The organism is Neobacillus sp. YIM B06451, assembly GCF_032667185.1.
GTDB lineage: Bacteria > Bacillota > Bacilli > Bacillales > Cytobacillaceae > Bacillus_D.
In genome coordinates this window covers 1-21,408 of the sequence record NZ_JAVFKJ010000025.1, presented here as the reverse complement: position 1 = coordinate 21,408, position 21,408 = coordinate 1, and the positions used below count along the sequence as shown (strand labels likewise).

Annotated in this window: 21 protein-coding genes, 1 tRNA gene, 1 other RNA gene and 1 other annotated feature; of the genes, 17 read left to right on the top strand and 6 right to left on the bottom strand. The window is 47.5% G+C overall.

The annotated features are described in order from the left end of the window. The first annotated feature begins 33 nt into the window (after positions 1 to 33). From purM to purD, 4 genes are read left to right on the top strand one after another with little or no spacing between them, the layout of a single operon-like run. On the top strand, positions 34 to 1,059 hold the full coding sequence (gene purM / locus RB160_RS23545; protein WP_316572892.1) for a phosphoribosylformylglycinamidine cyclo-ligase: 1,026 nt from the start codon (positions 34 to 36) through the stop codon (positions 1,057 to 1,059). After that, a complete protein-coding gene (gene purN / locus RB160_RS23540) occupies positions 1,056 to 1,673 on the top strand; it encodes a phosphoribosylglycinamide formyltransferase (RefSeq protein ID WP_316572891.1) in 618 nt (205 codons plus the stop codon). Before purM ends, purN begins: the two co-directional genes overlap by 4 nt. Further along, the gene (gene purH / locus RB160_RS23535) at positions 1,636 to 3,174 is read left to right on the top strand and encodes a bifunctional phosphoribosylaminoimidazolecarboxamide formyltransferase/IMP cyclohydrolase (protein ID WP_316572890.1); all 1,539 of its coding nucleotides are present in this window, start codon (positions 1,636 to 1,638) and stop codon (positions 3,172 to 3,174) included. The genes purN and purH overlap by 38 nt, the downstream gene beginning before the upstream one ends. A 12-nt stretch (positions 3,175 to 3,186) precedes the next feature. Continuing rightward, positions 3,187 to 4,473: a phosphoribosylamine--glycine ligase gene (gene purD / locus RB160_RS23530; RefSeq protein WP_316572889.1), complete on the top strand. Its 1,287-nt coding sequence runs from the start codon at positions 3,187 to 3,189 to the stop codon at positions 4,471 to 4,473. Here the strand turns inward: purD and RB160_RS23525 are convergent. Continuing rightward, complete coding sequence (locus RB160_RS23525; RefSeq protein WP_316572888.1) at positions 4,429 to 5,412, bottom strand: YaaC family protein; 984 nt, start codon at positions 5,410 to 5,412, stop codon at positions 4,429 to 4,431. The genes purD and RB160_RS23525 overlap by 45 nt on opposite strands. 147 nt (positions 5,413 to 5,559) lie before the next feature. On the opposite strand from RB160_RS23525, the gene guaB reads away from it, so the two are divergent. The 6 genes from guaB (at position 5,560) to RB160_RS23495 (ending at position 12,214) form a co-directional block, all read left to right on the top strand. Then, positions 5,560 to 7,026, top strand: a complete 1,467-nt coding sequence (gene guaB, locus RB160_RS23520) for an IMP dehydrogenase (protein ID WP_316572887.1) — start codon at positions 5,560 to 5,562, stop codon at positions 7,024 to 7,026. Positions 7,027 to 7,279: 253 nt separating this feature from the next. Continuing rightward, positions 7,280 to 8,611 (top strand): serine hydrolase, encoded by a 1,332-nt coding sequence (locus tag RB160_RS23515; protein WP_396954773.1) that lies wholly within the window; start codon positions 7,280 to 7,282, stop codon positions 8,609 to 8,611. A 152-nt stretch (positions 8,612 to 8,763) separates the two neighbouring features. Further along, positions 8,764 to 9,651, top strand: a complete 888-nt coding sequence (gene pdxS, locus RB160_RS23510) for a pyridoxal 5'-phosphate synthase lyase subunit PdxS (RefSeq protein WP_316572886.1) — start codon at positions 8,764 to 8,766, stop codon at positions 9,649 to 9,651. Position 9,652: 1 nt separating this feature from the next. Beyond that, the gene (gene pdxT / locus RB160_RS23505; protein ID WP_316572885.1) at positions 9,653 to 10,243 is read left to right on the top strand and encodes a pyridoxal 5'-phosphate synthase glutaminase subunit PdxT; all 591 of its coding nucleotides are present in this window, start codon (positions 9,653 to 9,655) and stop codon (positions 10,241 to 10,243) included. A gap of 70 nt (positions 10,244 to 10,313) precedes the next feature. Then, positions 10,314 to 10,531: a binding site (T-box leader), on the top strand. A gap of 75 nt (positions 10,532 to 10,606) precedes the next feature. Beyond that, entirely contained in the window at positions 10,607 to 11,887 is a 1,281-nt protein-coding gene (gene serS, locus RB160_RS23500; protein WP_316572884.1) for a serine--tRNA ligase, read from the top strand. Positions 11,888 to 12,121: 234 nt separating this feature from the next. Next, positions 12,122 to 12,214: transfer RNA gene (locus RB160_RS23495), tRNA-Ser, on the top strand. A gap of 98 nt (positions 12,215 to 12,312) precedes the next feature. On the opposite strand, the gene RB160_RS23490 is transcribed toward RB160_RS23495, so the two are convergent. The 5 genes from RB160_RS23490 to RB160_RS23470 form a co-directional block, all read right to left on the bottom strand. After that, positions 12,313 to 13,032: a hypothetical protein gene (locus tag RB160_RS23490; RefSeq protein ID WP_316572883.1), complete on the bottom strand. Its 720-nt coding sequence runs from the start codon at positions 13,030 to 13,032 to the stop codon at positions 12,313 to 12,315. Beyond that, positions 13,032 to 13,553, bottom strand: a complete 522-nt coding sequence (locus tag RB160_RS23485; RefSeq protein ID WP_316572882.1) for a sigma-70 family RNA polymerase sigma factor — start codon at positions 13,551 to 13,553, stop codon at positions 13,032 to 13,034. The genes RB160_RS23490 and RB160_RS23485 overlap by 1 nt, the downstream gene beginning before the upstream one ends. A 150-nt stretch (positions 13,554 to 13,703) precedes the next feature. Further along, complete coding sequence (locus RB160_RS23480; RefSeq protein ID WP_316572881.1) at positions 13,704 to 14,396, bottom strand: deoxynucleoside kinase; 693 nt, start codon at positions 14,394 to 14,396, stop codon at positions 13,704 to 13,706. A 15-nt stretch (positions 14,397 to 14,411) separates the two neighbouring features. Next, complete coding sequence (locus RB160_RS23475) at positions 14,412 to 15,059, bottom strand: deoxynucleoside kinase (RefSeq protein ID WP_316572880.1); 648 nt, start codon at positions 15,057 to 15,059, stop codon at positions 14,412 to 14,414. A gap of 287 nt (positions 15,060 to 15,346) precedes the next feature. Continuing rightward, positions 15,347 to 16,636, bottom strand: coding sequence for a glycoside hydrolase family 18 protein (locus tag RB160_RS23470; protein WP_316572879.1), 1,290 nt, complete (start codon positions 16,634 to 16,636; stop codon positions 15,347 to 15,349). Between the two features lie 116 nt (positions 16,637 to 16,752). On the opposite strand from RB160_RS23470, the gene tadA reads away from it, so the two are divergent. From tadA to RB160_RS23435, 7 genes are all read left to right on the top strand, one after another. Continuing rightward, complete coding sequence (tadA, locus tag RB160_RS23465) at positions 16,753 to 17,283, top strand: tRNA adenosine(34) deaminase TadA (RefSeq protein WP_316572878.1); 531 nt, start codon at positions 16,753 to 16,755, stop codon at positions 17,281 to 17,283. Between the two features lie 78 nt (positions 17,284 to 17,361). Then, positions 17,362 to 17,626: signal recognition particle sRNA large type (gene ffs, locus RB160_RS23460), an RNA gene on the top strand. 244 nt (positions 17,627 to 17,870) lie between these two features. Beyond that, a complete protein-coding gene (dnaX, locus tag RB160_RS23455) occupies positions 17,871 to 19,568 on the top strand; it encodes a DNA polymerase III subunit gamma/tau (protein WP_316572877.1) in 1,698 nt (565 codons plus the stop codon). A gap of 30 nt (positions 19,569 to 19,598) precedes the next feature. Then, positions 19,599 to 19,928: a YbaB/EbfC family nucleoid-associated protein gene (locus RB160_RS23450; RefSeq protein WP_082307083.1), complete on the top strand. Its 330-nt coding sequence runs from the start codon at positions 19,599 to 19,601 to the stop codon at positions 19,926 to 19,928. An 11-nt stretch (positions 19,929 to 19,939) separates the two neighbouring features. Continuing rightward, the gene (gene recR / locus RB160_RS23445) at positions 19,940 to 20,536 is read left to right on the top strand and encodes a recombination mediator RecR (protein ID WP_316572876.1); all 597 of its coding nucleotides are present in this window, start codon (positions 19,940 to 19,942) and stop codon (positions 20,534 to 20,536) included. A 20-nt stretch (positions 20,537 to 20,556) separates the two neighbouring features. After that, on the top strand, positions 20,557 to 20,775 hold the full coding sequence (locus RB160_RS23440) for a YaaL family protein (protein ID WP_316572875.1): 219 nt from the start codon (positions 20,557 to 20,559) through the stop codon (positions 20,773 to 20,775). A gap of 80 nt (positions 20,776 to 20,855) precedes the next feature. Further along, the gene (locus RB160_RS23435; RefSeq protein ID WP_316572874.1) at positions 20,856 to 21,122 is read left to right on the top strand and encodes a pro-sigmaK processing inhibitor BofA family protein; all 267 of its coding nucleotides are present in this window, start codon (positions 20,856 to 20,858) and stop codon (positions 21,120 to 21,122) included. Positions 21,123 to 21,408 lie beyond the last annotated feature (286 nt).

Here is a 21,408-nt window from a genome sequence, read left to right as displayed (position 1 = left end):
TAGACGGACGAAGGATGTGGAAGGGAGAACGCCATGTCAAAAGCGTACAAGGAAGCAGGCGTCAATATAGAAGCCGGCTATGAAGCGGTGGAAAAGATGAAACGCCATGTCAGAAAAACAGCCCGGCCGGGAGTGATGGGAGGGCTAGGAGGATTTGGGGCGATGTTTGATTTATCAGCCTTGAATCTAAAAGAGCCGGTCCTCATATCGGGTACGGACGGAGTTGGGACAAAACTTATGATTGCCTTTAAGACGGGCCGGCATGACACAATCGGGATCGATGCGGTCGCAATGTGCGTTAATGATATTGTTGTCCAGGGCGCGGAGCCGCTTTACTTCCTTGATTATATCGGTTGCGGAAAAGCGGACCCGGACAGGATTGAAGCGATTGTAAAAGGGGTTGCCGATGGATGCGAACAGGCAGGGTGCGCATTGATTGGCGGTGAAACAGCCGAGATGCCTGGCATGTATGCGCCTGAAGAATATGACCTTGCTGGTTTTGCGGTTGGGGCATGTGAAAAGGCGGCTATCATTGACGGAAGCGGCATACGTGAGGGGGATGTGCTCGTCGGTTTGGCGTCAAGCGGGCTCCATAGCAATGGCTTCTCGCTTGCAAGGAAGGTTTTTTTTGAAAAGGCAGGCCTGGATGTCGATGAATACATTCCGGAATTCGGCTGCACTCTTGGCGAGGAAATGCTGAAGCCGACGAAAATTTATGTAAAACCTGTTTTATCATCATTGAAACAATTCCCGATTAAAGGAATGTCCCATATTACCGGGGGCGGTTTCCATGAAAATATCCCGAGAATGCTGCCAGAAGGCCTTGGTGCTGAAATTTCCGTAGGTACATGGGAGGTTCCTCCAGTCTTTTCAATGCTCGAACAGCTTGGGAACCTTGACCGGGAAGAAATGTACCATGTCTTCAATATGGGCATCGGCATGGTGATCGCGATTGATGAAGCGTCTGCTCCGGCGCTGATCAGGCATCTGGAAGCAAGCGGTGAGCGGGCATCCATTATCGGCCATGTGGCAGATGGGGAAGGGATTCGGATTTCATGAAAAATGTCGCAGTATTTGCGTCCGGAAATGGCTCCAACTTTCAGGCAATCCTTGAGGCTGTGGGGAACGGCAGGCTTAAAGCAAACATCCGCCTGCTCGTTTGTGACCGGCCTGGTGCATTTGCAGTGGAAAGGGCAAGGTCGGCGGGTATTGAAACTCTCGTATTCAACCCAAAGGAGTTTTCGGGAAAGGAAGCGTATGAGAATCTCATTTCTGAAAAATTGTCCGAAGCGAGCATTGATTGGATAGTCCTTGCCGGCTATATGCGGCTGCTCGGCCCAGTCCTTTTATCAGCCTATGGGGGCAGAATTGTGAATATCCATCCATCGCTTCTTCCGGCCTATCCTGGAAAGGATGCTATCGGCCAGGCGCTTGCCGCGGGTGCAACGAGAACAGGCGTGACAGTCCATTATGTTGATGAAGGAATGGACACCGGACCGGCAATCAGCCAGGTTGAAGTACCAATTGCCGCAGGTGAAACACACGAAAGCCTGCAGGCGAAAATACAGGAAGTGGAGCACAGGCTATACCCGGCTGTGCTCCAAACGTTACTAAAAACGCAGGGGGAAAACGAAAATGGCACAAAAGCGGGCATTAATCTCCGTTTCAAATAAACATGGCGTTGTGGAATTTGCCGCGGGGCTCTCAAAATTGGGCTACGAAATCGTTTCTACAGGCGGAACAAAGCGCGCTCTAGAACAAGCTGGCATCCAGGTCACTGGTGTTAGTGATGTTACAGGATTTCCGGAGATTCTTGAGGGACGGGTCAAAACCCTTAATCCAAAAATCCATGGCGGGCTCTTGGCAAAATTGGATAATCCGTCACATAGGCTGCAACTTGAAGAGCACGGCATTGAGCCAATTGGGATTGTTTGCGTTAACCTTTACCCATTCCGTGAGACTATCTCAAAACCCGGCACCACAGTAGAGGATGCCATCGAAAATATTGATATAGGCGGCCCATCAATGCTCAGGGCTGCGGCGAAAAACCATCAGGACGTAACCGTAGTTATCGATCCGGACGATTATGATGAGGTATTGCGCCAGCTGAAGGATACAGGTGAAGTTGACGGGTTGACAAGGAGAAGGCTTGCCGCTAAGGTATTCCGCCATACAGCTGCCTACGACGCCCTTATTGCCTCCTATTTGACGGATCTGGCCGGAGAGGATTCCCCTGAAAGCCTGACTGTTACTTATGAATTGAAGGACAGGCTCCGTTATGGCGAAAACCCGCACCAGCGGGCCGCTTTTTACAAAAATCCACTAGGGGTAGGCGGTTCAATTGCCGAAGCAATCCAGCTTCACGGAAAAGAATTGTCCTATAACAATATCAATGATGCCAATGCGGCGCTTCAGCTTGTGAGGGAATTTATAGAGCCGGCGGCCGTGGCGGTCAAACATATGAATCCGTGCGGAGTAGGGACAGGTGAAACAGCCCTTGCAGCCTTTTTGCAAGCATATGAGGCTGACCCGGTTTCCATTTTTGGCGGTATAGTCGCATTTAACAGGGAAGTTGACGGCAGCGCAGCGGAGAAGCTGTATGACATTTTCCTCGAAATTATCATCGCACCATCGTTTACGGACGAAGCGCTTCTCGTATTGCAAAAGAAAAAAAATCTCCGCCTTTTAACCGTTACGGACAGGGGAGGAAGCAATACGGAAAAAAACCTCATCTCTATTGAAGGCGGCCTGCTTGTCCAGGATCCCGACCTCCTTTCTCTAGAGGATGCCAAAATCGTGATTCCGACGAAGCGGCGGCCTAGTGAGGAAGAATGGAAAGCTTTGAAGCTCGGATGGAAAGTCGTTAAGCATGTTAAATCAAATGCGATTGTCGTTGCAGACGGGACTCGGACTGTTGGAGTAGGAGCAGGCCAAATGAACCGGATTGGAGCCGCGAAAATCGCCCTTGAGCAGGCGGGTGAGCGGGCAGCAGGAGCAGCCATGGCCTCGGATGCCTTTTTCCCCATGGACGATACAGTGGAAGCGGCGGCCCGCGCGGGGATAACGGCCATTATACAGCCGGGGGGATCGGTCCGCGATGAGGACTCAATTAAAAAAGCTGATGAATACGGAATCGCAATGGTATTTACGGGCGTACGGCATTTTAAACACTAGGGAGGCAAAGCGATGGATGTATTGGTGATTGGGCGTGGCGGGCGTGAGCATGCGATTTGCCGAAAGTTTGCGGAAAGTTCTTTAGTGGAAAATGTCTTTGCAGCACCGGGAAATCCCGGGATGGAGGATGCAGCAACCCTTGTGCCACTGGAAGAAACAGACTATGAAAAGCTTATTTCCTTTGCAAAAGAGAAAGGAATAGGTTTAACGATCATAGGGCCTGAACTCCCCCTCTTAGCGGGGTTGGCTGACAGGTTCCGAGAAGCTGGCCTTCAAGTGTTTGGTCCCGGCAGTAAGGCCGCCCTTATCGAAGGAAGCAAGGCATTCGCGAAGGATTTTATGAAAAAGCACAGGATCCCAACAGCAGGCTATGAAGTGTTCACCTCTTTCGAAAGTGCTAAAGAATATATTGAACAGATGGGTGCCCCGATTGTTATAAAAGCTGACGGCTTGGCGGCGGGAAAGGGTGTTACGGTAGCCCTTACAGAAGCTGAGGCCATTGCTGCGGTTGAGGAAATGCTCGTTGGAAGAAAATTCGGTGAATCGTCTTCTTCCATAGTCATTGAAGAATTCCTCGAAGGCGAGGAATTTTCCCTCATGGCGTTCGTAAACGGTGAAGTCGTTGTTCCTCTTGAAATTGCCCAGGACCATAAACGGGCATTCGATGGGGACCTTGGACCGAATACAGGCGGGATGGGGGCCTATTCGCCGGTACCCCATATTCCTGCAAGCGCGGTTGGCATTGCGGTTGATACAGTTTTAAAACCGGCGGCAAAGGCACTGGTTGAAGAAGGAAGGAGCTTCTGCGGAGTTCTGTACGCCGGGCTTATTCTAACAAATCAGGGTCCAAAGGTGATTGAGTTCAATGCGCGATTTGGCGATCCGGAAACACAGGTGGTCCTTCCAAGGCTGAAGTCCGATTTGGCCGCGGCTATCCTGGAGATTCTTGGCGGGAACGAGCCTGTGCTGGAGTGGGAGGAATTGTACACGGTCGGCGTTGTCGCGGCTGCAAAAGGGTACCCCGAACATCCTGAAAGGGGTGCACTTGTCGAAGGTCTTGAGATGGTTGCCGGGAATACGGCCATCTACCATGCTGGCACGAAAAGGGATAAACTCGGCCGTTATTATGTAGATGGCGGAAGGGTTATTCTTGCCTGCGCCAAAGCCGAATCCCTCGGGGCCGCCAGGGAAATTGTCTATCAGGAACTTGAAAAGGTAAAATCAAACGGAATTTATTACCGTACCGATATCGGTTCAAGGGCACTGAAGGCGGCGGCTCTCCTTCAGGCCGGCGGTTAAATGGCAGAAAATAAGGAATGGACTTTTTTCCTGGGTTATTTTCAAAAAAGACTGGATGAATGGATAATCGCGATTGGGCATCATCTTGACCGCTTCACCCCACCATTCCGTTTCATATCGCGCTATCATACTCAAGTTATACAGGAGCAAGTAGTGTGCCATCAGTTCCGGAAATTGGGACCGATGGCTTTTCTTTAAAGGCATCATGAAGTGTTTTTCATAATAATCGAACTTCAGGAAAGTGTTCGAATTTGGAGAAAATGGGCTTGGTTCTTCCGAAAGCCTGGCCATCCCACCCTTCATTTCTTCCATGGCAATGCCTGAATGTGATAGAAAGTATTCCCTGAACCTCGATTCAGTCATATTGTACAAATCGAGGGCTTTGGACGATACGAACCAGCTGCCATCCCGTTTCAGCAGTGGAAAGAAATTGGCCTGGCCTTCCAGTTGCCAAAAAAGAGTTTCCAGCTCAGGAATCATCCTTAATAACGATTCCATTGTCGCTTTGTCGCCCTCGTCCTGTTTCATGTGAAACAATTTGTCGGATAAATGCGGAAAAAGCCCGTTTTTCTGGAATTTCACTTCATCATGGAAAAATTGGTACTGCTGTTTTTTACGCTTCCTTGCCGAAACCCCGTGGGCCAGGACAGCTGTCGTTTCGGGATAAAAAGGATCCTCGGTAAGGATGCATGCTTTGGCAAGATGGACAAGGCCATAAAAAAGGAGAATCGGCTGCAGGATGATCGGAGCCTTGGCAGCCTGGGTATAATAAACATTGCCATGCTCAAGATAATAAAGGAAAGGGTAGCAGTTTTCAAAGCTTCTTTGATCTGGGGCGGGGCAGCCAAGTGCTTTATATCTTTTCTGGAGATAGGATTGTGCATATTCAGCTGAAAAAAAGAACGAGAAGCTTTCCCAGCCTCGGTAGCCGCGCCACATAAGCAACCTCCTTTCCTTTAATGAAAACAATTTTTTAATCTGTTTTTGGACCGTGATTGAATTATCTGACTTCTAAACGTTGCCTTGACAGTATATTGCCCAATTGATACTCTACTAATAATATTTTCGGTTTGGAGGGACAAAAAGATGTGGGAAAACAAATTTGCAAAAGAGGGTTTGACATTTGATGATGTTTTGCTCGTTCCAGCAAAGTCTGAAGTGCTGCCAAAAGAGGTCAGCCTCCAAACTGAACTGTGCGAAAACATAAAACTGAATTTGCCAATCATTAGTGCCGGGATGGACACGGTCACTGAAGCGGAAATGGCAATCGCGATGGCAAGGCAGGGTGGCCTTGGCGTCATCCATAAAAACATGACAATCGAGCAGCAGGCTGAGCAGGTTGATAAGGTAAAGCGCTCGGAATCGGGGGTTATCTCTGATCCATTTTTCCTGACTCCTGACCATCAGGTTTACGATGCGGAACATCTAATGGGAAAATACCGGATTTCAGGAGTTCCGATCGTGAACAATGAGGAGGAGCAAAAGCTTGTCGGCATCATCACGAACCGCGACCTGCGCTTCATCCAGGACCATGATTTCTCCAAAAAGATTTCCGATGTTATGACAAAAGAAAATCTAGTTACCGCTCCAGTTAACACAACGTTGAAGGAAGCGGAAAAGATTTTGCAAAAGCATAAGATTGAAAAGCTTCCACTCGTTGATGACAAAGGCATCCTGCAGGGACTAATCACGATTAAAGACATTGAAAAGGTTATTGAATTTCCAATGTCAGCAAAGGACAAGCAGGGACGGCTGCTAGCCGGAGCCGCGGTAGGTGTTACCGGCGATACGATGAAACGTGTTGAAGCACTTGTAAGAGCAAGTGTTGACGTTATTGTCCTCGACACGGCCCATGGCCATTCGAAGGGGGTCATCGACACTGTCCGCCAAATCCGTAATGAATACCCGAACCTCCCGATTATTGCCGGAAATGTGGCAACAGCGGAAGGCACAAGGGATTTATTCGAGGCTGGCGCCGACGTCGTCAAAGTGGGCATTGGCCCTGGTTCGATTTGTACGACCCGGATTGTTGCTGGTATAGGCGTACCGCAAATTACCGCGATCTATGATTGTGCAACGGAAGCCCGAAAGCACGGCAAAACGATTATTGCCGATGGAGGCATCAAATACTCAGGGGACATTGTTAAGGCACTTGCGGCTGGTGGAAATGCCGTTATGCTCGGAAGCCTGCTCGCGGGCGTCACTGAAAGCCCGGGCGAGACAGAAATCTTCCAGGGCCGCCGCTTCAAGGTATACCGCGGAATGGGTTCCGAAGGCGCGATGGAAAAAGGCTCCAAGGACCGCTACTTCCAGGAAGACAGCAAAAAATTTGTTCCTGAAGGCATCGAGGGCCGCCTTCCATATAAAGGGCCTCTTGCCGATACGATTTATCAGCTTGCCGGCGGCTTAAGGGCCGGAATGGGCTATTGTGGAACGGCAAACCTGCAGGAATTGCGTGAAAACAGCCAATTCATCCGGATGACGGGTGCCGGCCTGCGCGAAAGCCACCCGCACGATGTCCAAATTACAAAGGAAGCACCAAACTACTCATAATAATGGAACAAGAGGCAGGGGCAAATTCCCGCCTCTTGTTTTTATAAAGAGTGAAGGCAACTGGCTATCATCAAAGACTTGAAAATGTTGGAAGGAAGATAGGGCGAACCTCTGTCTATCCAACATTCCGCATGTATGTTAAGATAGTAAACGTGTATAAAGTGAAACTTCCGCAAGGACCAAGGCGTCCGTTAAGAGTGGGAGAATATCGTTGGAGGGCGTAACAGTGAAGAAAAGGATTTATCAGAAGTACATAGCCATCGTTCTTGCAGTGGCCGTTGCAGCAGGGCTGTTTACTGCACCTACAAAGGCAGCCGGCGAGACAAATTTAAAAATCAATGCCGCCGCCGCCATTCTTGTTGATGCCGATTCGGGTAGAGTTTTATTTGAACAGAATGCAGACAATGTCCTTGGTATTGCCAGTATGACGAAAATGATGACCGAATACCTTCTCCTTGAGGCTGTTAAAGAAGGAAAGGTGAAATGGGACCAGCAATATACGGTAAGCGATCCAGTCCAAAAATTGTCGCATGACCGCAGTTTGTCCAATGTTCCGCTCCGGGCGAATGGAACGTATAACGTGCGGGAACTGTATGAAGCGATGACAATTTATTCCGCGAACGCCGCGACTATTGGGATTGCTGAGGTCATTGGCGGTTCGGAAGGCAATTTTGTGAAAATGATGAATGATAAAGCCGAAAAGCTCGGTTTAAAAGATTATAAGTTTGTGAATTCCACAGGATTGAACAACCGCGATTACAAAGGGACGCATCCTGAAGGCACAGGAGCCGAGGATGAAAACGTCATGTCTGCAAAGGCAACCGCGAAGCTCGCTTTCCATCTCTTGAAGGATTTTCCGGAAGTACTTGAAACAACCAGCATTCCAAGGAAGGAATTCAGGCCGGGTACCGATGACGTCATTAAAATGGAAAACTGGAACTGGATGCTTCCAGAGCTTGTGTTTAAATACCCTGGGGTTGATGGCCTGAAAACCGGGACGACTGACTTTGCGGGTTACTGCTTCACAGGAACGGCAAGCCGTGATGGCAAGCGTTTCATCACAGTTGTAATGGATGCGAAGAATGCTTCGGGCAAAGGGGATTATAAGGCCCGTTTTGATGAAACAAGGAAAATGTTCGATTATGCTTTTACAAATTACACAAAAACAGAAATCCTCCCTGCAGATTATGCGATAAAAGGGAAGAAAACCGTTAATGTTATAAAGGGGAAGGAAGACAAGGTAAACATCCGGACGAAAGACCCGATTTCGTTGATTATCAAAAACGGTGAAAAGGATAATTACAAACCTGTTCTCGTCCTCGACAAAAAGAAAGTAAATAGCAAAGGTGAAATGACCGCCCCTGTTAAAAAGGGAGAAGTCGTCGGCTATGTGACCCTTGAAGCGAAGAATGGCAGTAAAGCTACCTTCCTTACAGACAAAGGGCAAGGCAGCGTAATCTCCCCGGTCATCGCGACTGAAAATGTTGAAAAAGCAAACTGGTTTGTCCTGATGATGGGCGGAATTGGCGGCTTCTTCGCTGATTTATGGGGAAGCATTGTTTCCGGCATTAAAGGGTTATTTTAGGCCTGCAGCCTTGGCAGTTTAGAAATTTGGAAACAGATGGAGATAGGTTCTTGTCTTGACAGGAGCCTATTTTTCATAGATTATTTTAATAATAAGGACTATTCCAATCGATATAGTCTCTTTTAGGAAATATATTACAATTCCAGGGGGAAATGACAGTGAATACAGGTACTGACCGTGTTAAAAGAGGTATGGCTGAAATGCAAAAAGGCGGCGTCATCATGGACGTTGTCAATGCGGAACAGGCAAAAATTGCGGAGGAAGCAGGCGCTGTAGCTGTTATGGCCCTAGAGCGTGTACCTTCCGATATTCGCGCTGCAGGCGGAGTTGCCCGTATGGCGGACCCGCGTATTGTTGAAGAAGTTATGAATGCCGTTTCAATTCCGGTCATGGCAAAAGCACGTATTGGCCACATCGTTGAGGCGCGTGTCCTTGAAGCGATGGGCGTGGATTATATTGATGAAAGTGAAGTTCTGACTCCGGCAGATGAAGAGTTCCACTTGAATAAAAGGGACTACACCGTTCCATTTGTCTGCGGCTGCCGCGATCTCGGAGAAGCTGCGCGCCGGATTGGCGAGGGAGCATCGATGCTCCGGACAAAGGGCGAGCCGGGAACCGGGAACATTGTTGAAGCGGTACGGCACATCCGCAAGGTAAACGCCCAGGTCCGCAAAGTCGTGAACATGAACGAAGACGAACTAATGACAGAAGCAAAGCTTCTTGGCGCGCCATACGAGCTGCTGCTTGAAATTAAGCGCCTTGGCCGCCTGCCGGTTGTCAACTTTGCCGCCGGCGGTGTTGCAACTCCCGCGGACGCTGCTTTAATGATGCAGCTTGGCGCTGACGGGGTATTCGTTGGTTCAGGTATTTTCAAGTCCGAAAACCCTGCGCTTTTTGCAAAAGCGATTGTCGAAGCGACTACCCACTACCAGGATTACAAACTCATCGCAGAATTGTCGAAAAACCTCGGTACTCCAATGAAAGGGATTGAAATTTCTTCCCTTGCCATGGCTGACCGTATGCAGGAACGCGGCTGGTAATATGGTTAAGATCGGTGTATTAGCCTTACAAGGCGCAGTCAGGGAGCATGTCCAGTCGGTCGTTGCATCCGGCGCGGAGCCTGTAGAAATTAAATCGGTAGACCAGCTAAAAGATTTGGACGGCCTGATTCTTCCCGGCGGCGAAAGCACGACGATGAGGAAACTCATTGATAAATACGGATTCATGGAAGAGCTGAGGGCCTTTGCGGCTTCCGGAAGGCCGATGTTCGGAACATGCGCCGGGCTAATTCTTTTGGCAAAAAATATCGTCGGATACGATGAGCCCCACATTGGCGTGATGGATGTAACGGTTGAGCGGAATTCCTTTGGCCGACAGCGTGAAAGCTTTGAAGCCGACCTTGAAATAAAAGGGGTAGCCGATTCGTTCACAGCTGTGTTTATCCGAGCTCCGCATATCGTTGAAGTGGGTGAAGGGGTCGAGGTACTTGCTACTCACAATGATAGGATTGTAGCTGCAAGGCAGGGACAATTTCTGGGCTGTTCCTTCCATCCAGAGCTGACGGAAGACCATAGGCTCGCCGCCTACTTTATCAAAATGGCGGAAGAAGCGAAATACAGACAGCCTGCATAAAGAGTGGGAATAAAGTATTTGCAATAAGGCGATAATTGTAGTACATTAAAAAGTACAAATTTACAATAGTGGAAAAGCGTTGAGAGGAAAAAGTAACGGGAATCCCACTCTTAAGAGAGCCGGTGGCAGGTGAGAACCGGTGTGTGGCGCCTGTGAATCCGTCCTTGAGCAAAGCATGGAACGCCTTTTGGCAAGTAAGTGCTTTCGGGTCAAACCGTTATGAAATTGAGGTGGGCTGCAGTGTGCGGCCAACCAGGGTGGCAACGCGGGTTAACTCCCGTCCCTGTTTTGGGGACGGGAGTTTTTTGCGTCCAAAAAAACAGCCCGGCCTCAACTGAACAAAATAAAAAGGAGTGTTGGAGCATGCTGGATATTAAAGTGTTACGCGCGGATTTTGAAGGAGTGAAGAAGAGGTTGCAGCATCGGGGTGAAGACCTCACAGACCTCGGGAAGTTCGAGAGCCTGGACAGGAAAAGGCGTGATTTGATTGTCGAGGCCGAACAGCTGAAGGGAAAGCGGAATGAGGTATCCCAGCAGGTTGCCGCTTTAAAGCGCGAGAAAAAAGATGCGGACCAGTTGATTGCTGAAATGCGCGAGGTCGGCGACCGCATTAAGGAACTTGATGACGAGCTTCGCGGGGTTGAGGAAGAGCTCGATATGCTTTTATTGAGCATCCCGAACTTGCCGCATGAAAGCGTTCCGGTCGGAGAAACGGAAGACGAGAACGTAGAAATCAAAAAGTGGGGGGAAGTACGGGATTTCGGTTTTGAGCCTAAACCGCATTGGGATATCGCCGACAACTTGAAAATCCTTGATTTCGAGCGTGCCACAAAGGTGGCCGGCAGCAGGTTTGTCTTTTACAAAGGACTGGGTGCAAGGCTTGAACGGGCATTGATGAACTTTATGCTCGATCTTCATGTCGATGAGCATGGCTACAAAGAGGTGCTCCCTCCATACCTGGTCAATCGGACGAGTATGACAGGTACAGGCCAGCTTCCGAAATTTGAAGAGGACGCCTTCCTGATTGAAAGCGAAGATTACTTCCTGATTCCGACTGCCGAAGTCCCAGTAACAAACCTTCATAGGGATGAGATTTTGAATGGGGACCAACTGCCGGTCCGCTATGCGGCATACAGCGCCTGCTTCCGTTCTGAGGCTGGATCTGCCGGACGTGATACCCGCGGGCTTATCCGCCAGCACCAGTTCAATAAAGTGGAACTAGTGAAGTTCGTAAAGCCGGAGGAATCTTACGATGAGCTTGAAAAGCTTACTGCTGACGCGGAAAAGGTACTTCAGCTTCTCGAGCTTCCATACCGTGTCCTAAGCATGTGTACAGGAGACCTTGGCTTTACCGCCGCCAAAAAGTACGATATCGAAGTTTGGATACCAAGCTACAATACGTATCGGGAAATTTCTTCTTGCAGTAATTTCGAAGCTTTCCAGGCAAGAAGGGCGAATATCCGCTTCCGCCGCGAACCTGGCGCGAAACCGGAACACGTTCACACTCTGAATGGTTCCGGCCTCGCTATCGGGCGTACAGTCGCCGCGATCCTTGAGAACTACCAGCAGGAAGATGGAACTGTCACTATCCCTGAAGTGCTAAGGCCGTACATGGGTGGACGGACAGAAATTAAGCCTGACTAAAGAAACCAGGACGGGAGAATATCCCGTCCTTTTTTTAAAAACAATGAAGGTTTCCAGTTGACATGAACGTCCACACTATAGTAATATAACCTTTGTCGAAACGGAGGAATACCCAAGTCTNAGCCTGACTAAAGAAACCAGGACGGGAGAATATCCCGTCCTTTTTTTAAAAACAATGAAGGTTTCCAGTTGACATGAACGTCCACACTATAGTAATATAACCTTTGTCGAAACGGAGGAATACCCAAGTCTGGCTGAAGGGATCGGTCTTGAAAACCGACAGGCGGGTTAAACCGCGCGGGGGTTCGAATCCCTCTTCCTCCGCCATTTATTCGATTATGTATGACCAACGCGCATAAAATCTGGAGACAAAATCCGCCGCAACGCGAAACGCCTGCGGCGGGTTTTTTATATTATTGAGTAGATTAATCCTTTAATTGCATGGTTAACTCTTCAATCATTTTATCGGCATCTTCCGCGGTGAACCCCCCGGTTAAAAAGAACTCAAGATAATAAGAACCTTCTTTTGTAAAAATCAGGGCATGGTAGAAGTCTCCTGCCGGCTTGCCGGAAAGCAGATTGTATTGAACGTCAAATCCATTAACTTTTCTTGCAGTCGCGCCTTCCAGTGTAGGCTTTAACTCATTGTAAGTAATGCGAAGGATCGGTTTGCCTGTATATGGCCCATAAAGGAGATGACTCTCATTCGCTTTTTCCCATTTTTGAATGTCTTCTTTATTGCTCATTCTTGGGTCCCGTTCGCCCTGTGCCAGCGCGTAACTAACAGATAAGTCTTTATGGCCGACTTGCTTTGGATCATATAAAGCCGCAAAGGTTATTGGATAGTTTTTAAACTGCGGAACAAGGACCTCGTGGCTGAACAATTCGCTTGCCTCCTTTTCTATCTCCGCAATGCTGCCGGAATCGGTATAAAAATTGGTAAGCGGTATCGCTAACAGCACAAGCAAGGCGGCCGCTGCAATTCCAGCTATCGCTGCCTTAAAGGAGGAGGAGCCCTTTTTCCGGACTGGTTTTGCGCTTTTAATACACTCAATAAATTCCCGTTTTTCCTTCTCCTTCAGTTCAATCTGCTTGAATTCATATATATCGAGTGCTTCTTTTACATTATCCTTAAACGTATCCATCAGGAGCCATACCTCCTTTTGATCAAGTCCCGGCCTCGTGCCAGCCTTGTTTTTACTGTATTTGAATTCATATTAAGAAGCCCCGAAATTTCCGGCAGGGACAAGTCATGATAATAATAGAGAATAATGATTTCCCTGTATTTTAGCGGAAGAGCCATGATCGCCTTGGCGAGCTCCTGTTTTTCGAGTCCTGCGATTGCCTCGGTTTCGGCCGTACTTCTGCTGCTTTTTTCCTGAAAAAATTCAGTCAGGACCAAATGCCGATGGTGCCAGCTTTTTAAATGGTCCTTACATTTATTAATCGCAATTTTAAAGAGCCATGTTTTCGCTGAACTGTCTCCCCGGAAATTATGATATCCCTGATATGCTGACAGGAAAACCTCCTGGGCCAAATCCTCTACTGTCTCGCCATGTTTGACATAGGAATAAATCAATTTTCTAATGTCATTTACATAGGTGAGTACGAGAATATCAAAATCCCCAATTTCATCGCGAGAAACTTTTTCCTTCTTACCCTCCATTCAACCACCCCATTTCTCCTTATACATAACTGACGATGCACAAATGCTTTACGGCTCACTTTTTTCCATTTTATAAAACTTAATGAACCGTTACGCGGAATGAAGCCCAGATGTATTCCCTGCTTCAACTAAAAAACGCATACCAGCTAATCAGCCGGTATGCGTTTTAGTAAAAAGGATTTCGTTCAATTTATTATCAACTTCCCTGCACACCCGTGCGGCATCTTCGGGGCGGTTGACAATATCGGTTACATCCATGTCGATGACCAGCACTTCACTGGCTTTATAGTGGTTAAAGACCCATTCATCATAGCCTTTCCAGACCTCGAAGTAGTACTCCTTCAACTCTGGGTTGATTTCAAAGCTCCTACCGCGTGACATAATCCGTTCAATAACGGTATCAAAGGAGCCTTTCAAGTAAACCATAAGCTCCGGAGCCTTTTTTGGAAGTTCATTGATTTCTTCCATCATATTGTCGGCAAGGTCTTCATAAATCCTGAATTCAAGCTCGGATATCCGACCGAGTTTTTTATTCACATAGGCAAAATACCAATCCTCATAAATCGACCTGTCCTGGATTGTATAAAGAGGCTCGTGCCAGCTAATGCATTCCTTTACCGTTTTAAACCGTTTATTCAAAAAGAATAGCTGAAGAAGGAATGGAATCCTTTTTGCATCCAATTCTTCCGGGGTCAATTCATAATAAAGTGGGAGAATCGGGTTATCATCCACCGTTTCGTAAAATACTTTGCTGTCTATTCCCTTGCTTTGATAGTGCTCATTCAATAAATCCGCCACACTTGTTTTGCCAAGGCCAATCATGCCGCCGATTACGATACTCAAATAGTTTCCCCGTCCTTATAATGTATTGGTCCAGCTGCTTTTTGCCAGCGATAATGAGAGGTCGGAAAGAATGGTGTCCAAGTCCTCTTCGTTTTTAACGAAATCCATTATATCGCCGTTGTAGCGAAGAACCGGAATTTCGGGATGCTGCTTCTCAAAGGCTTCCATTGCCTCTTCATAGTCACGCGACAATTGTTCTAGATAGAGAGGACTGATATTCTTTTCGACCTCGCGCCCCCGCATCGCAATTCTGGCCAGCAGGGTATCAAGGCTCGCATTTAAATAAATGACAACGTTTGGTTTTGGCATATCCTCGGTGAGGATTTGATAAATTTTAAAATACTTTTTGTACTCCTCATTGTTCAGGGTCCTCTGGGCAAAAATCAAGTTCTTGATTATATGATAATCTGCAACAACAGGCTGATTTTTAGCCAAATAATGGGTATTGATGTCACCAAGCTGCTTAAAACGGTTGCAAAGGAAAAACATTTCCGTCTGGAAGCTCCACTCTTCAATGTTTTCGTAAAACTTGCCGAGGAAAGGATTTTCATCCACGATTTCTCTTAACAAAGCAAATTGATAATGATCGGCAATTGCTTTTGCAAGAGATGTTTTTCCAACACCAATCGGCCCTTCAACAGTAATAAAGGGAGTTTCCCCCATTGCATGTCCTCCTTCTCCGCTCACTAACTAGTTTGTATACGCCCATATGCCAGTTATGTAAGAATTAAAAAAATAAGAAATAAGTAGAATTATGTCGTAATTAGACAAATTGTATTTTACCATAATCGAGCCTAATACGGATATGGAATATTTATGGGTGGATAGAATTGTCCATTCCATGCCTTGATTTTACAGGATTTAGGGATAAAAAAATATTTCTGAAATCATATTATTGAGGGCAAATCGAAAAAAGAAAAGGCCGCCTAAAAAAGGCAGCCTGAGTTATTTTAGGAGGTAGTCCGCTTTGTCACGTTGAAATTCTCTGTTATAAGGAGCCAGTTTTGCGGGAAGGAAAGGCCAAGCTTCCAATAACTCATTCCTCGTAAATTAAGCTCTTTAATCAAATCGAATTTCGCCTGTATGGAGCGGGCGTCTTCAAACCAGACCTCATGCTGGCGCCCATCTCTGGTGTACCTAAAGAAAGGGGCCTGGGCGGTTGCATCATACTGAATAGGAACGTTGTTTTCTGCTGCGATCCGGATTGCCTGCTGCGGGCTAACCGCCTTCGCTACGGTTCCCTGGACAAAAGGGAGAGTCCAATCATAACCATACAGATTCTGCCCCATCATGATTTTAGATCCTGGCATTTCGGTAAGGGCGTATTCAAGGACGCGGCGTACCGGGCCAATAGGGGAGACTGCCATGGCAGGCCCGCCGCTGTATCCCCATTCATATGTCATAATGACGACGAAATCGACAATCTCGCCATGGGCCCTGTAATCATGGGCTTCATACCATCGGCCCTTTTGTGTTGCGCTTGTCTTTGGAGCCAGGGCGGTAGAAATAAGCCAGCCTTCCCGTTTGAAGAGGTCCCTTGCCTTCCTGAGGAAGGTGTTATAAGCTTCCCTATCAGCAGGCCGCAAATACTCGAAATCAAAGTGGATGTCCCTGAATCCGAGCCTTCTGGCGGTGGCGACGATATTGTTTAAAAAACGATCCTGTATCGTCATATCATTGAGCAAAATTCGCCCAAGTTCATCACTGAACTGGTCATTTTCCTGATTTGTTATGACCATCATCAACACATTGTTATTGGCACGGGCAATTTGGGGAAAATTGTCCAGTAGAGGCTCACGTAACGTACCATCCCTTCTGGCCTGGAAGCTGAAAGGAGCGAGATACGTTAAATAGGGTGCCGCCTCACGGGCACTCGCTGTAAGAGCGGGTGCAACGGTTGTTCCCCTAGGCTCCACATACGCATTGAAGTCACCTGCACGTTTCGTTCTTGGCGGGATATACAGGCGGAACCCGACACTTAATGGCTGATTGACCCGGATCCGGTTAACCCGGGCAAGTTCCTCGGGTGTAGTTCCAAATCTTCTTGCTATTGAATAAAGCGAATCCCCAGCTCTGACAAAATAAAAGCTCCCGACAATCGGGATGACCAACGCTTGCCCGATTACTAAGTTGTTCGGGTTTGGCAATTCATTCGCTTCGACAATATCATTCACGGGCGTTCCGTATGTCCGGGCAATGGTCGTCAGGGTTTGTCCGCGTTCCACAACATGGATTTGCATCTTCTTCCCTCCTTGCGCAAAATTAACGCTATCTCCATTCTATGAGAAGGAAAGTTTTTTCATGTTATACTATCTTAAATGCCCGGGTTACATTTTTATAAAAAGGAAGTGTTGGGATGGTACAAGTCCCGGACAAAGACGAATTTTTTATGAAGGAAGCCATAATAGAAGCCAAAAAGGCCGCCGCGATGAATGAGGTACCGATTGGCGCCGTCCTTGTCATGGGCGGGGAAATTGTCGCCAGGGCCCATAATCTTCGTGAGTCCAGGCAACATGCATTAGCCCATGCAGAACTCCTTGCCATCGACGAAGCTTGCAGGAAGGCCGGGAGCTGGCGGCTTGAAGATGCGGCCCTATACGTAACGCTTGAGCCATGCGCAATGTGTGCGGGTGCAATTGTCCTCTCAAGGGTGGACCGTGTTGTTTACGGGGCGGCCGATCCAAAAGCGGGCTGTGCCGGAACGCTAATGAATTTGCTGGAAGAGAGCCGTTTCAATCATCAATGCGACGTCATTTCCGGGGTACTTGAAGCCGAATGCGGCGGCATGCTTACGGAATTTTTCCGCTCGCTTAGGGAGAAAAAGAAAGAAGCAAAAAGGATTGCCAGGATGGCTGCGGTGGAAAGCGAGACAGGAATTGACAGGTAAAGGCCATTGATTTTTCCCTTAAAACTCTGTATACTTAAAAGGCGCTCTAAAAGCGCCATACGATTGGTTTCAATTTTGCCGTGCTAGACGGGGAGGTAGCGGTGCCCTGTACCCGCAATCCGCTCCAGCGGGGTTGAATCCCTTCCTGAGGCTCCCACTCTGTAGGGCCTGCCTTAAGTAAGTGGTGTTGACGCCTGGGTCCTGCGCAATGGGATTCCATGAACCATGTCAGGTCCGGAAGGAAGCAGCATTAAGTGGATGCTCTCATGTGCCGCAGGGTTGCCTGGGCCGAGCTAACTGCTTGAGTAACGCTTATGGATGGCAGTCGACGGAAGGTGCACGGCAGTTATATTAAATATCCAAAACCCATCCTTTTCCAGGGTGGGTTTTTTGCTGTCCAAAGAATAGAAGGACTTTAAGCCTTTTCAATAAACAGACGCGGCGAGCGGAAATAGAGGTGAAAAGCCCATTACGTTCAATGTCCTGGATTACACTTTACATATAAAATACGGTATAATAAATAGATGGGGATAATTGCCCGTAGTTCCCCGGCAAGCCGAAAAGAGAATGGAAAGGGGGCATTGCCAGTGGCCTATCAAGCACTTTATCGAGTCTGGCGCCCGCAGCAATTTATCGATGTCGTGGGCCAGGAACACATAACGAAAACATTGCAAAACGCACTGGTTCAGCAAAAAACCACCCATGCCTACCTTTTTTCAGGACCGCGCGGGACCGGGAAAACGACTGCTGCCAAGATTTTGGCAAAAGCAGTCAACTGTGAAAATGCACCTGTTGCAGAACCTTGTAATGAATGCAGTGCGTGCCGCGGCATTACAGACGGTTCGATCCAGGACGTCATTGAAATCGACGCCGCTTCCAATAACGGTGTCGATGAAATCAGGGATATACGCGACAAAGTGAAATATGCTCCAAGCTCCGTAAAATATAAAGTTTATATTATAGATGAAGTGCATATGCTTTCAACCGGGGCATTTAACGCCCTCCTCAAAACGCTGGAGGAACCCCCAAGGCATGTCATGTTTATTTTGGCGACAACTGAACCTCATAAAATTCCGCTAACCATCGTTTCCCGATGCCAGCGCTTCGATTTTAAAAGGATAACGGCAAACGCGATCGTCGGAAGGATGAAGTTAATCGCAGATGAGACAGGCGCTTCTTATGATCCCGCTGCGCTGCCTATTATCGCCAGGGCGGCGGAGGGCGGTATGCGTGATGCTTTGAGCCTGCTTGACCAGGCGATTTCATACAGCCAGGAACAGGTTACAATAGAGGATGCACTGACTGTCACCGGTTCGGTTTCCCAGGGGTTTTTGGCGAAAATGGCTAAGGCCATTCACGGAAAGGATGTCGCGCAGGGTCTTGATATCCTGAACGAATTGCTCTTCCATGGGAAAGACCCGTCCAGGTTCATTGAAGATTTTATTTTGTTTTTTCGGGACATGCTTCTTTTCAAAACTGCCCCTTCCCTTGAGGAGTCGCTTGAAAGGGTTATGCTCGATGAAGGGTTTCGGGATTTGGCGGGCAAGTTTTCAACGGCGCAAATTTATGATTTAATCGATATGCTGAACAAAACCCAACAGGAAATGCGCTGGACGACCCACCCGCGAATTTTTCTTGAAGTTGCGGTCGTCAAGCTATGCCAACAAGAAACCCCAATTCAGGCAACCACCGCCGAATCTTCTCCACAAGTGGCTGTACTGCTGAGCCGGATTGACAAGCTTGAGGAAGAGTTAAGGGAACTAAAGAAACACGGCGTTCCTGCCTCTGCAAATGAACCGTCAAGCTCGGGCCAAAAACCGGCGCAACGCATATCCAGAAAAGGGTTTCAGGCACCAGCCGGGAGAATAAACGAAATCCTGAAAAATGCCACAAAAGCTGATCTCAATTTGCTAAAAGGCAATTGGGGAGAAATGCTTCGCTCATTAATGAAGTCCCATGCGGCCTTATTAAATGAAGCCGAGCCTGTAGCTGCCTCATCAGGCGCATTTGTCATTAAATTTAAGCATGAAATCCATTGCCAGATGGCAATGGACAATCCGAAATTTATAGAGGCAATTTCGGATAGTTTAAGGGAACTGACTGGAAAAACCTTTTCCATTACAGGAGTTCCCGAAGACCAATGGGTAACAATACGGGAAAAATTCTTATCAACCCATCAGCCGGACGGCGGGGAAAGCCAGGAAACAAAAAAGGATGAGGAAGATCCACTTCTTGACGAAGCCAGAAAATTGTTTGGCGGCGATTTAATCGAAATTATTGAATAAAACTGGAGGATGAATGAGATGAAACGTAAAATGCCAGGTATGGGCGGAATGGGCAATATGCAAAACATGATGAAGCAAATGCAGAAAATGCAAAAGCAAATGGAAGAAGCTCAAAATGAACTTGGTGAAAAGACAGTCGAAGGAACCGCAGGTGGAGGCATGGTAACAATTGTTGTAACCGGCCACAAGAAGGTAGTCGATGTTAAAATCGATCCAGAGGCGGTTGATCCGGAAGATGTTGAAATGCTTCAGGATACCATTCTTGCTGCTTTGAATGATGCGATGGATAAAGCCGAAAAGTTGTCCGAGTCTACCATGGGGCAATTTACTAAAGGGATGAACCTTCCCGGCTTGTTCTAGGAGGAGAGAAAATGCATTATCCCGAACCGATATCCAAGCTGATCGACAGCTTTATGAAATTGCCGGGGATCGGCCCGAAAACGGCCGCTCGTCTGGCTTTTTTCGTCCTTAGCATGAAAGAGGACACGGTCTTGGACTTTGCCAAGGCTCTCGTAAATGCTAAACGGAATTTAAGCTACTGTTCCGTTTGCGGCCATATTACCGACCAGGACCCTTGCTATATTTGCTCCGATGAGAGGCGCGATAAAAGCATTGTTTGCGTCGTTCAGGATCCGAAAGATGTTATTGCCATGGAAAAAATGAAAGAATTCAATGGCCTTTACCACGTCCTTCAGGGTGCAATTTCACCGATGGAAGGGATTGGCCCCGAGGATATCAATATACCCGATCTGTTAAAACGGCTCCAGGATGAAACCGTCCAGGAAGTAATCCTTGCGACCAACCCGAATATCGAAGGGGAGGCCACTGCGATGTATATATCAAGGCTTCTGAAGCCATCGGGCATAAAGACAACGAGAATTGCCCACGGCCTGCCGGTTGGAGGAGACCTTGAATACGCTGACGAGGTTACCCTTTCAAAAGCATTGGAAGGCAGGCGTGAAGTATAAAAGGATGGAGGGTAAAGAAAATGTTCTTTCGGCGAAAAGGCCGGCTGCGCCAGGAGTCCAACGAGAAATTCCTCAACCTGCTAAATGACGTCAAGGCTGACCGGCAGCGGCAAAAAACCCTTCTCGAAAAATCATTTGATCCAACTGAAGAAGTGATTTGCCAGGCAAGGATGGCAGAAGCGAAATACTTCTTCCTTTTAAAAGAGGCAAAGTATAGAAAAATCACATTAAGGCGTTAAGTGAAGGAACTCCCGGTCTTTTTTGTGGAACTTGTACATATAATTAAGTACGAGTTTCCCGAAGAAGGGGGAGTTTTTTATTGGAACCGATTTATGTTATTTCCATATTGGGCGGCTTGATTATCCTGCTCCTTATAGCAGGGGCGCCGATGAGGCCGGCCAGGCTGCTGGGGCAGACAGCGATAAAGCTTGTGATTGGTGCTCTTCTTTTGTTTTTTTTGAATACAGCCGGAAACCAGTTCGGTATTCACATTCCAATCAACCTGTTTACAACATCCATTGCGGGATTCCTTGGAATTCCGGGCTTGGCAGCCCTTGTTGCGGTTGATATAATTGTAATTGGCTAATAAGAGCTTTATAAAAAAGAAATCCATAGTAAAAGGCGGATTTCTTTTTGTGTTTTTTAACGGATTTAAATGGAGTTATTTTCCGGGAATAAAAAATAAAAAAAGGGTTGACCAAATTTGCTAAACCCTGTAATATAGTAAAAGTCGCCGCTGAACAAAACGGCGTAATCAAAAAAAGTTGTTGACTTTTCTTGATGAGAAATGTTATACTAATATAGTCGCTTTTGAGCGATGTGGCATGAAATTGCTCTTTGAAAACTAAACAAACAAGCGTCAACAAACAATA

Excerpts from the sequence above, each read along its gene's own strand:
- purM (WP_316572892.1), top strand. The coding sequence starts at position 34 with ATGTCAAAAGCGTACAAGGAAGCAGGCGTCAATATAGAAGCCGGCTAT.
- purN (WP_316572891.1), top strand. The coding sequence starts at position 1,056 with ATGAAAAATGTCGCAGTATTTGCGTCCGGAAATGGCTCCAACTTTCAG.
- purH (WP_316572890.1), top strand. The coding sequence starts at position 1,636 with ATGGCACAAAAGCGGGCATTAATCTCCGTTTCAAATAAACATGGCGTT.
- purD (WP_316572889.1), top strand. The coding sequence starts at position 3,187 with ATGGATGTATTGGTGATTGGGCGTGGCGGGCGTGAGCATGCGATTTGC.
- RB160_RS23525 (WP_316572888.1), bottom strand. The coding sequence starts at position 5,412 with ATGTGGCGCGGCTACCGAGGCTGGGAAAGCTTCTCGTTCTTTTTTTCA.
- guaB (WP_316572887.1), top strand. The coding sequence starts at position 5,560 with ATGTGGGAAAACAAATTTGCAAAAGAGGGTTTGACATTTGATGATGTT.
- pdxS (WP_316572886.1), top strand. The coding sequence starts at position 8,764 with ATGACAGTGAATACAGGTACTGACCGTGTTAAAAGAGGTATGGCTGAA.
- pdxT (WP_316572885.1), top strand. The coding sequence starts at position 9,653 with ATGGTTAAGATCGGTGTATTAGCCTTACAAGGCGCAGTCAGGGAGCAT.
- serS (WP_316572884.1), top strand. The coding sequence starts at position 10,607 with ATGCTGGATATTAAAGTGTTACGCGCGGATTTTGAAGGAGTGAAGAAG.
- RB160_RS23490 (WP_316572883.1), bottom strand. The coding sequence starts at position 13,032 with ATGGATACGTTTAAGGATAATGTAAAAGAAGCACTCGATATATATGAA.
- RB160_RS23485 (WP_316572882.1), bottom strand. The coding sequence starts at position 13,553 with ATGGAGGGTAAGAAGGAAAAAGTTTCTCGCGATGAAATTGGGGATTTT.
- RB160_RS23475 (WP_316572880.1), bottom strand. The coding sequence starts at position 15,059 with ATGGGGGAAACTCCCTTTATTACTGTTGAAGGGCCGATTGGTGTTGGA.
- RB160_RS23470 (WP_316572879.1), bottom strand. The coding sequence starts at position 16,636 with ATGCAAATCCATGTTGTGGAACGCGGACAAACCCTGACGACCATTGCC.
- tadA (WP_316572878.1), top strand. The coding sequence starts at position 16,753 with ATGGTACAAGTCCCGGACAAAGACGAATTTTTTATGAAGGAAGCCATA.
- RB160_RS23450 (WP_082307083.1), top strand. The coding sequence starts at position 19,599 with ATGCCAGGTATGGGCGGAATGGGCAATATGCAAAACATGATGAAGCAA.
- recR (WP_316572876.1), top strand. The coding sequence starts at position 19,940 with ATGCATTATCCCGAACCGATATCCAAGCTGATCGACAGCTTTATGAAA.
- RB160_RS23440 (WP_316572875.1), top strand. The coding sequence starts at position 20,557 with ATGTTCTTTCGGCGAAAAGGCCGGCTGCGCCAGGAGTCCAACGAGAAA.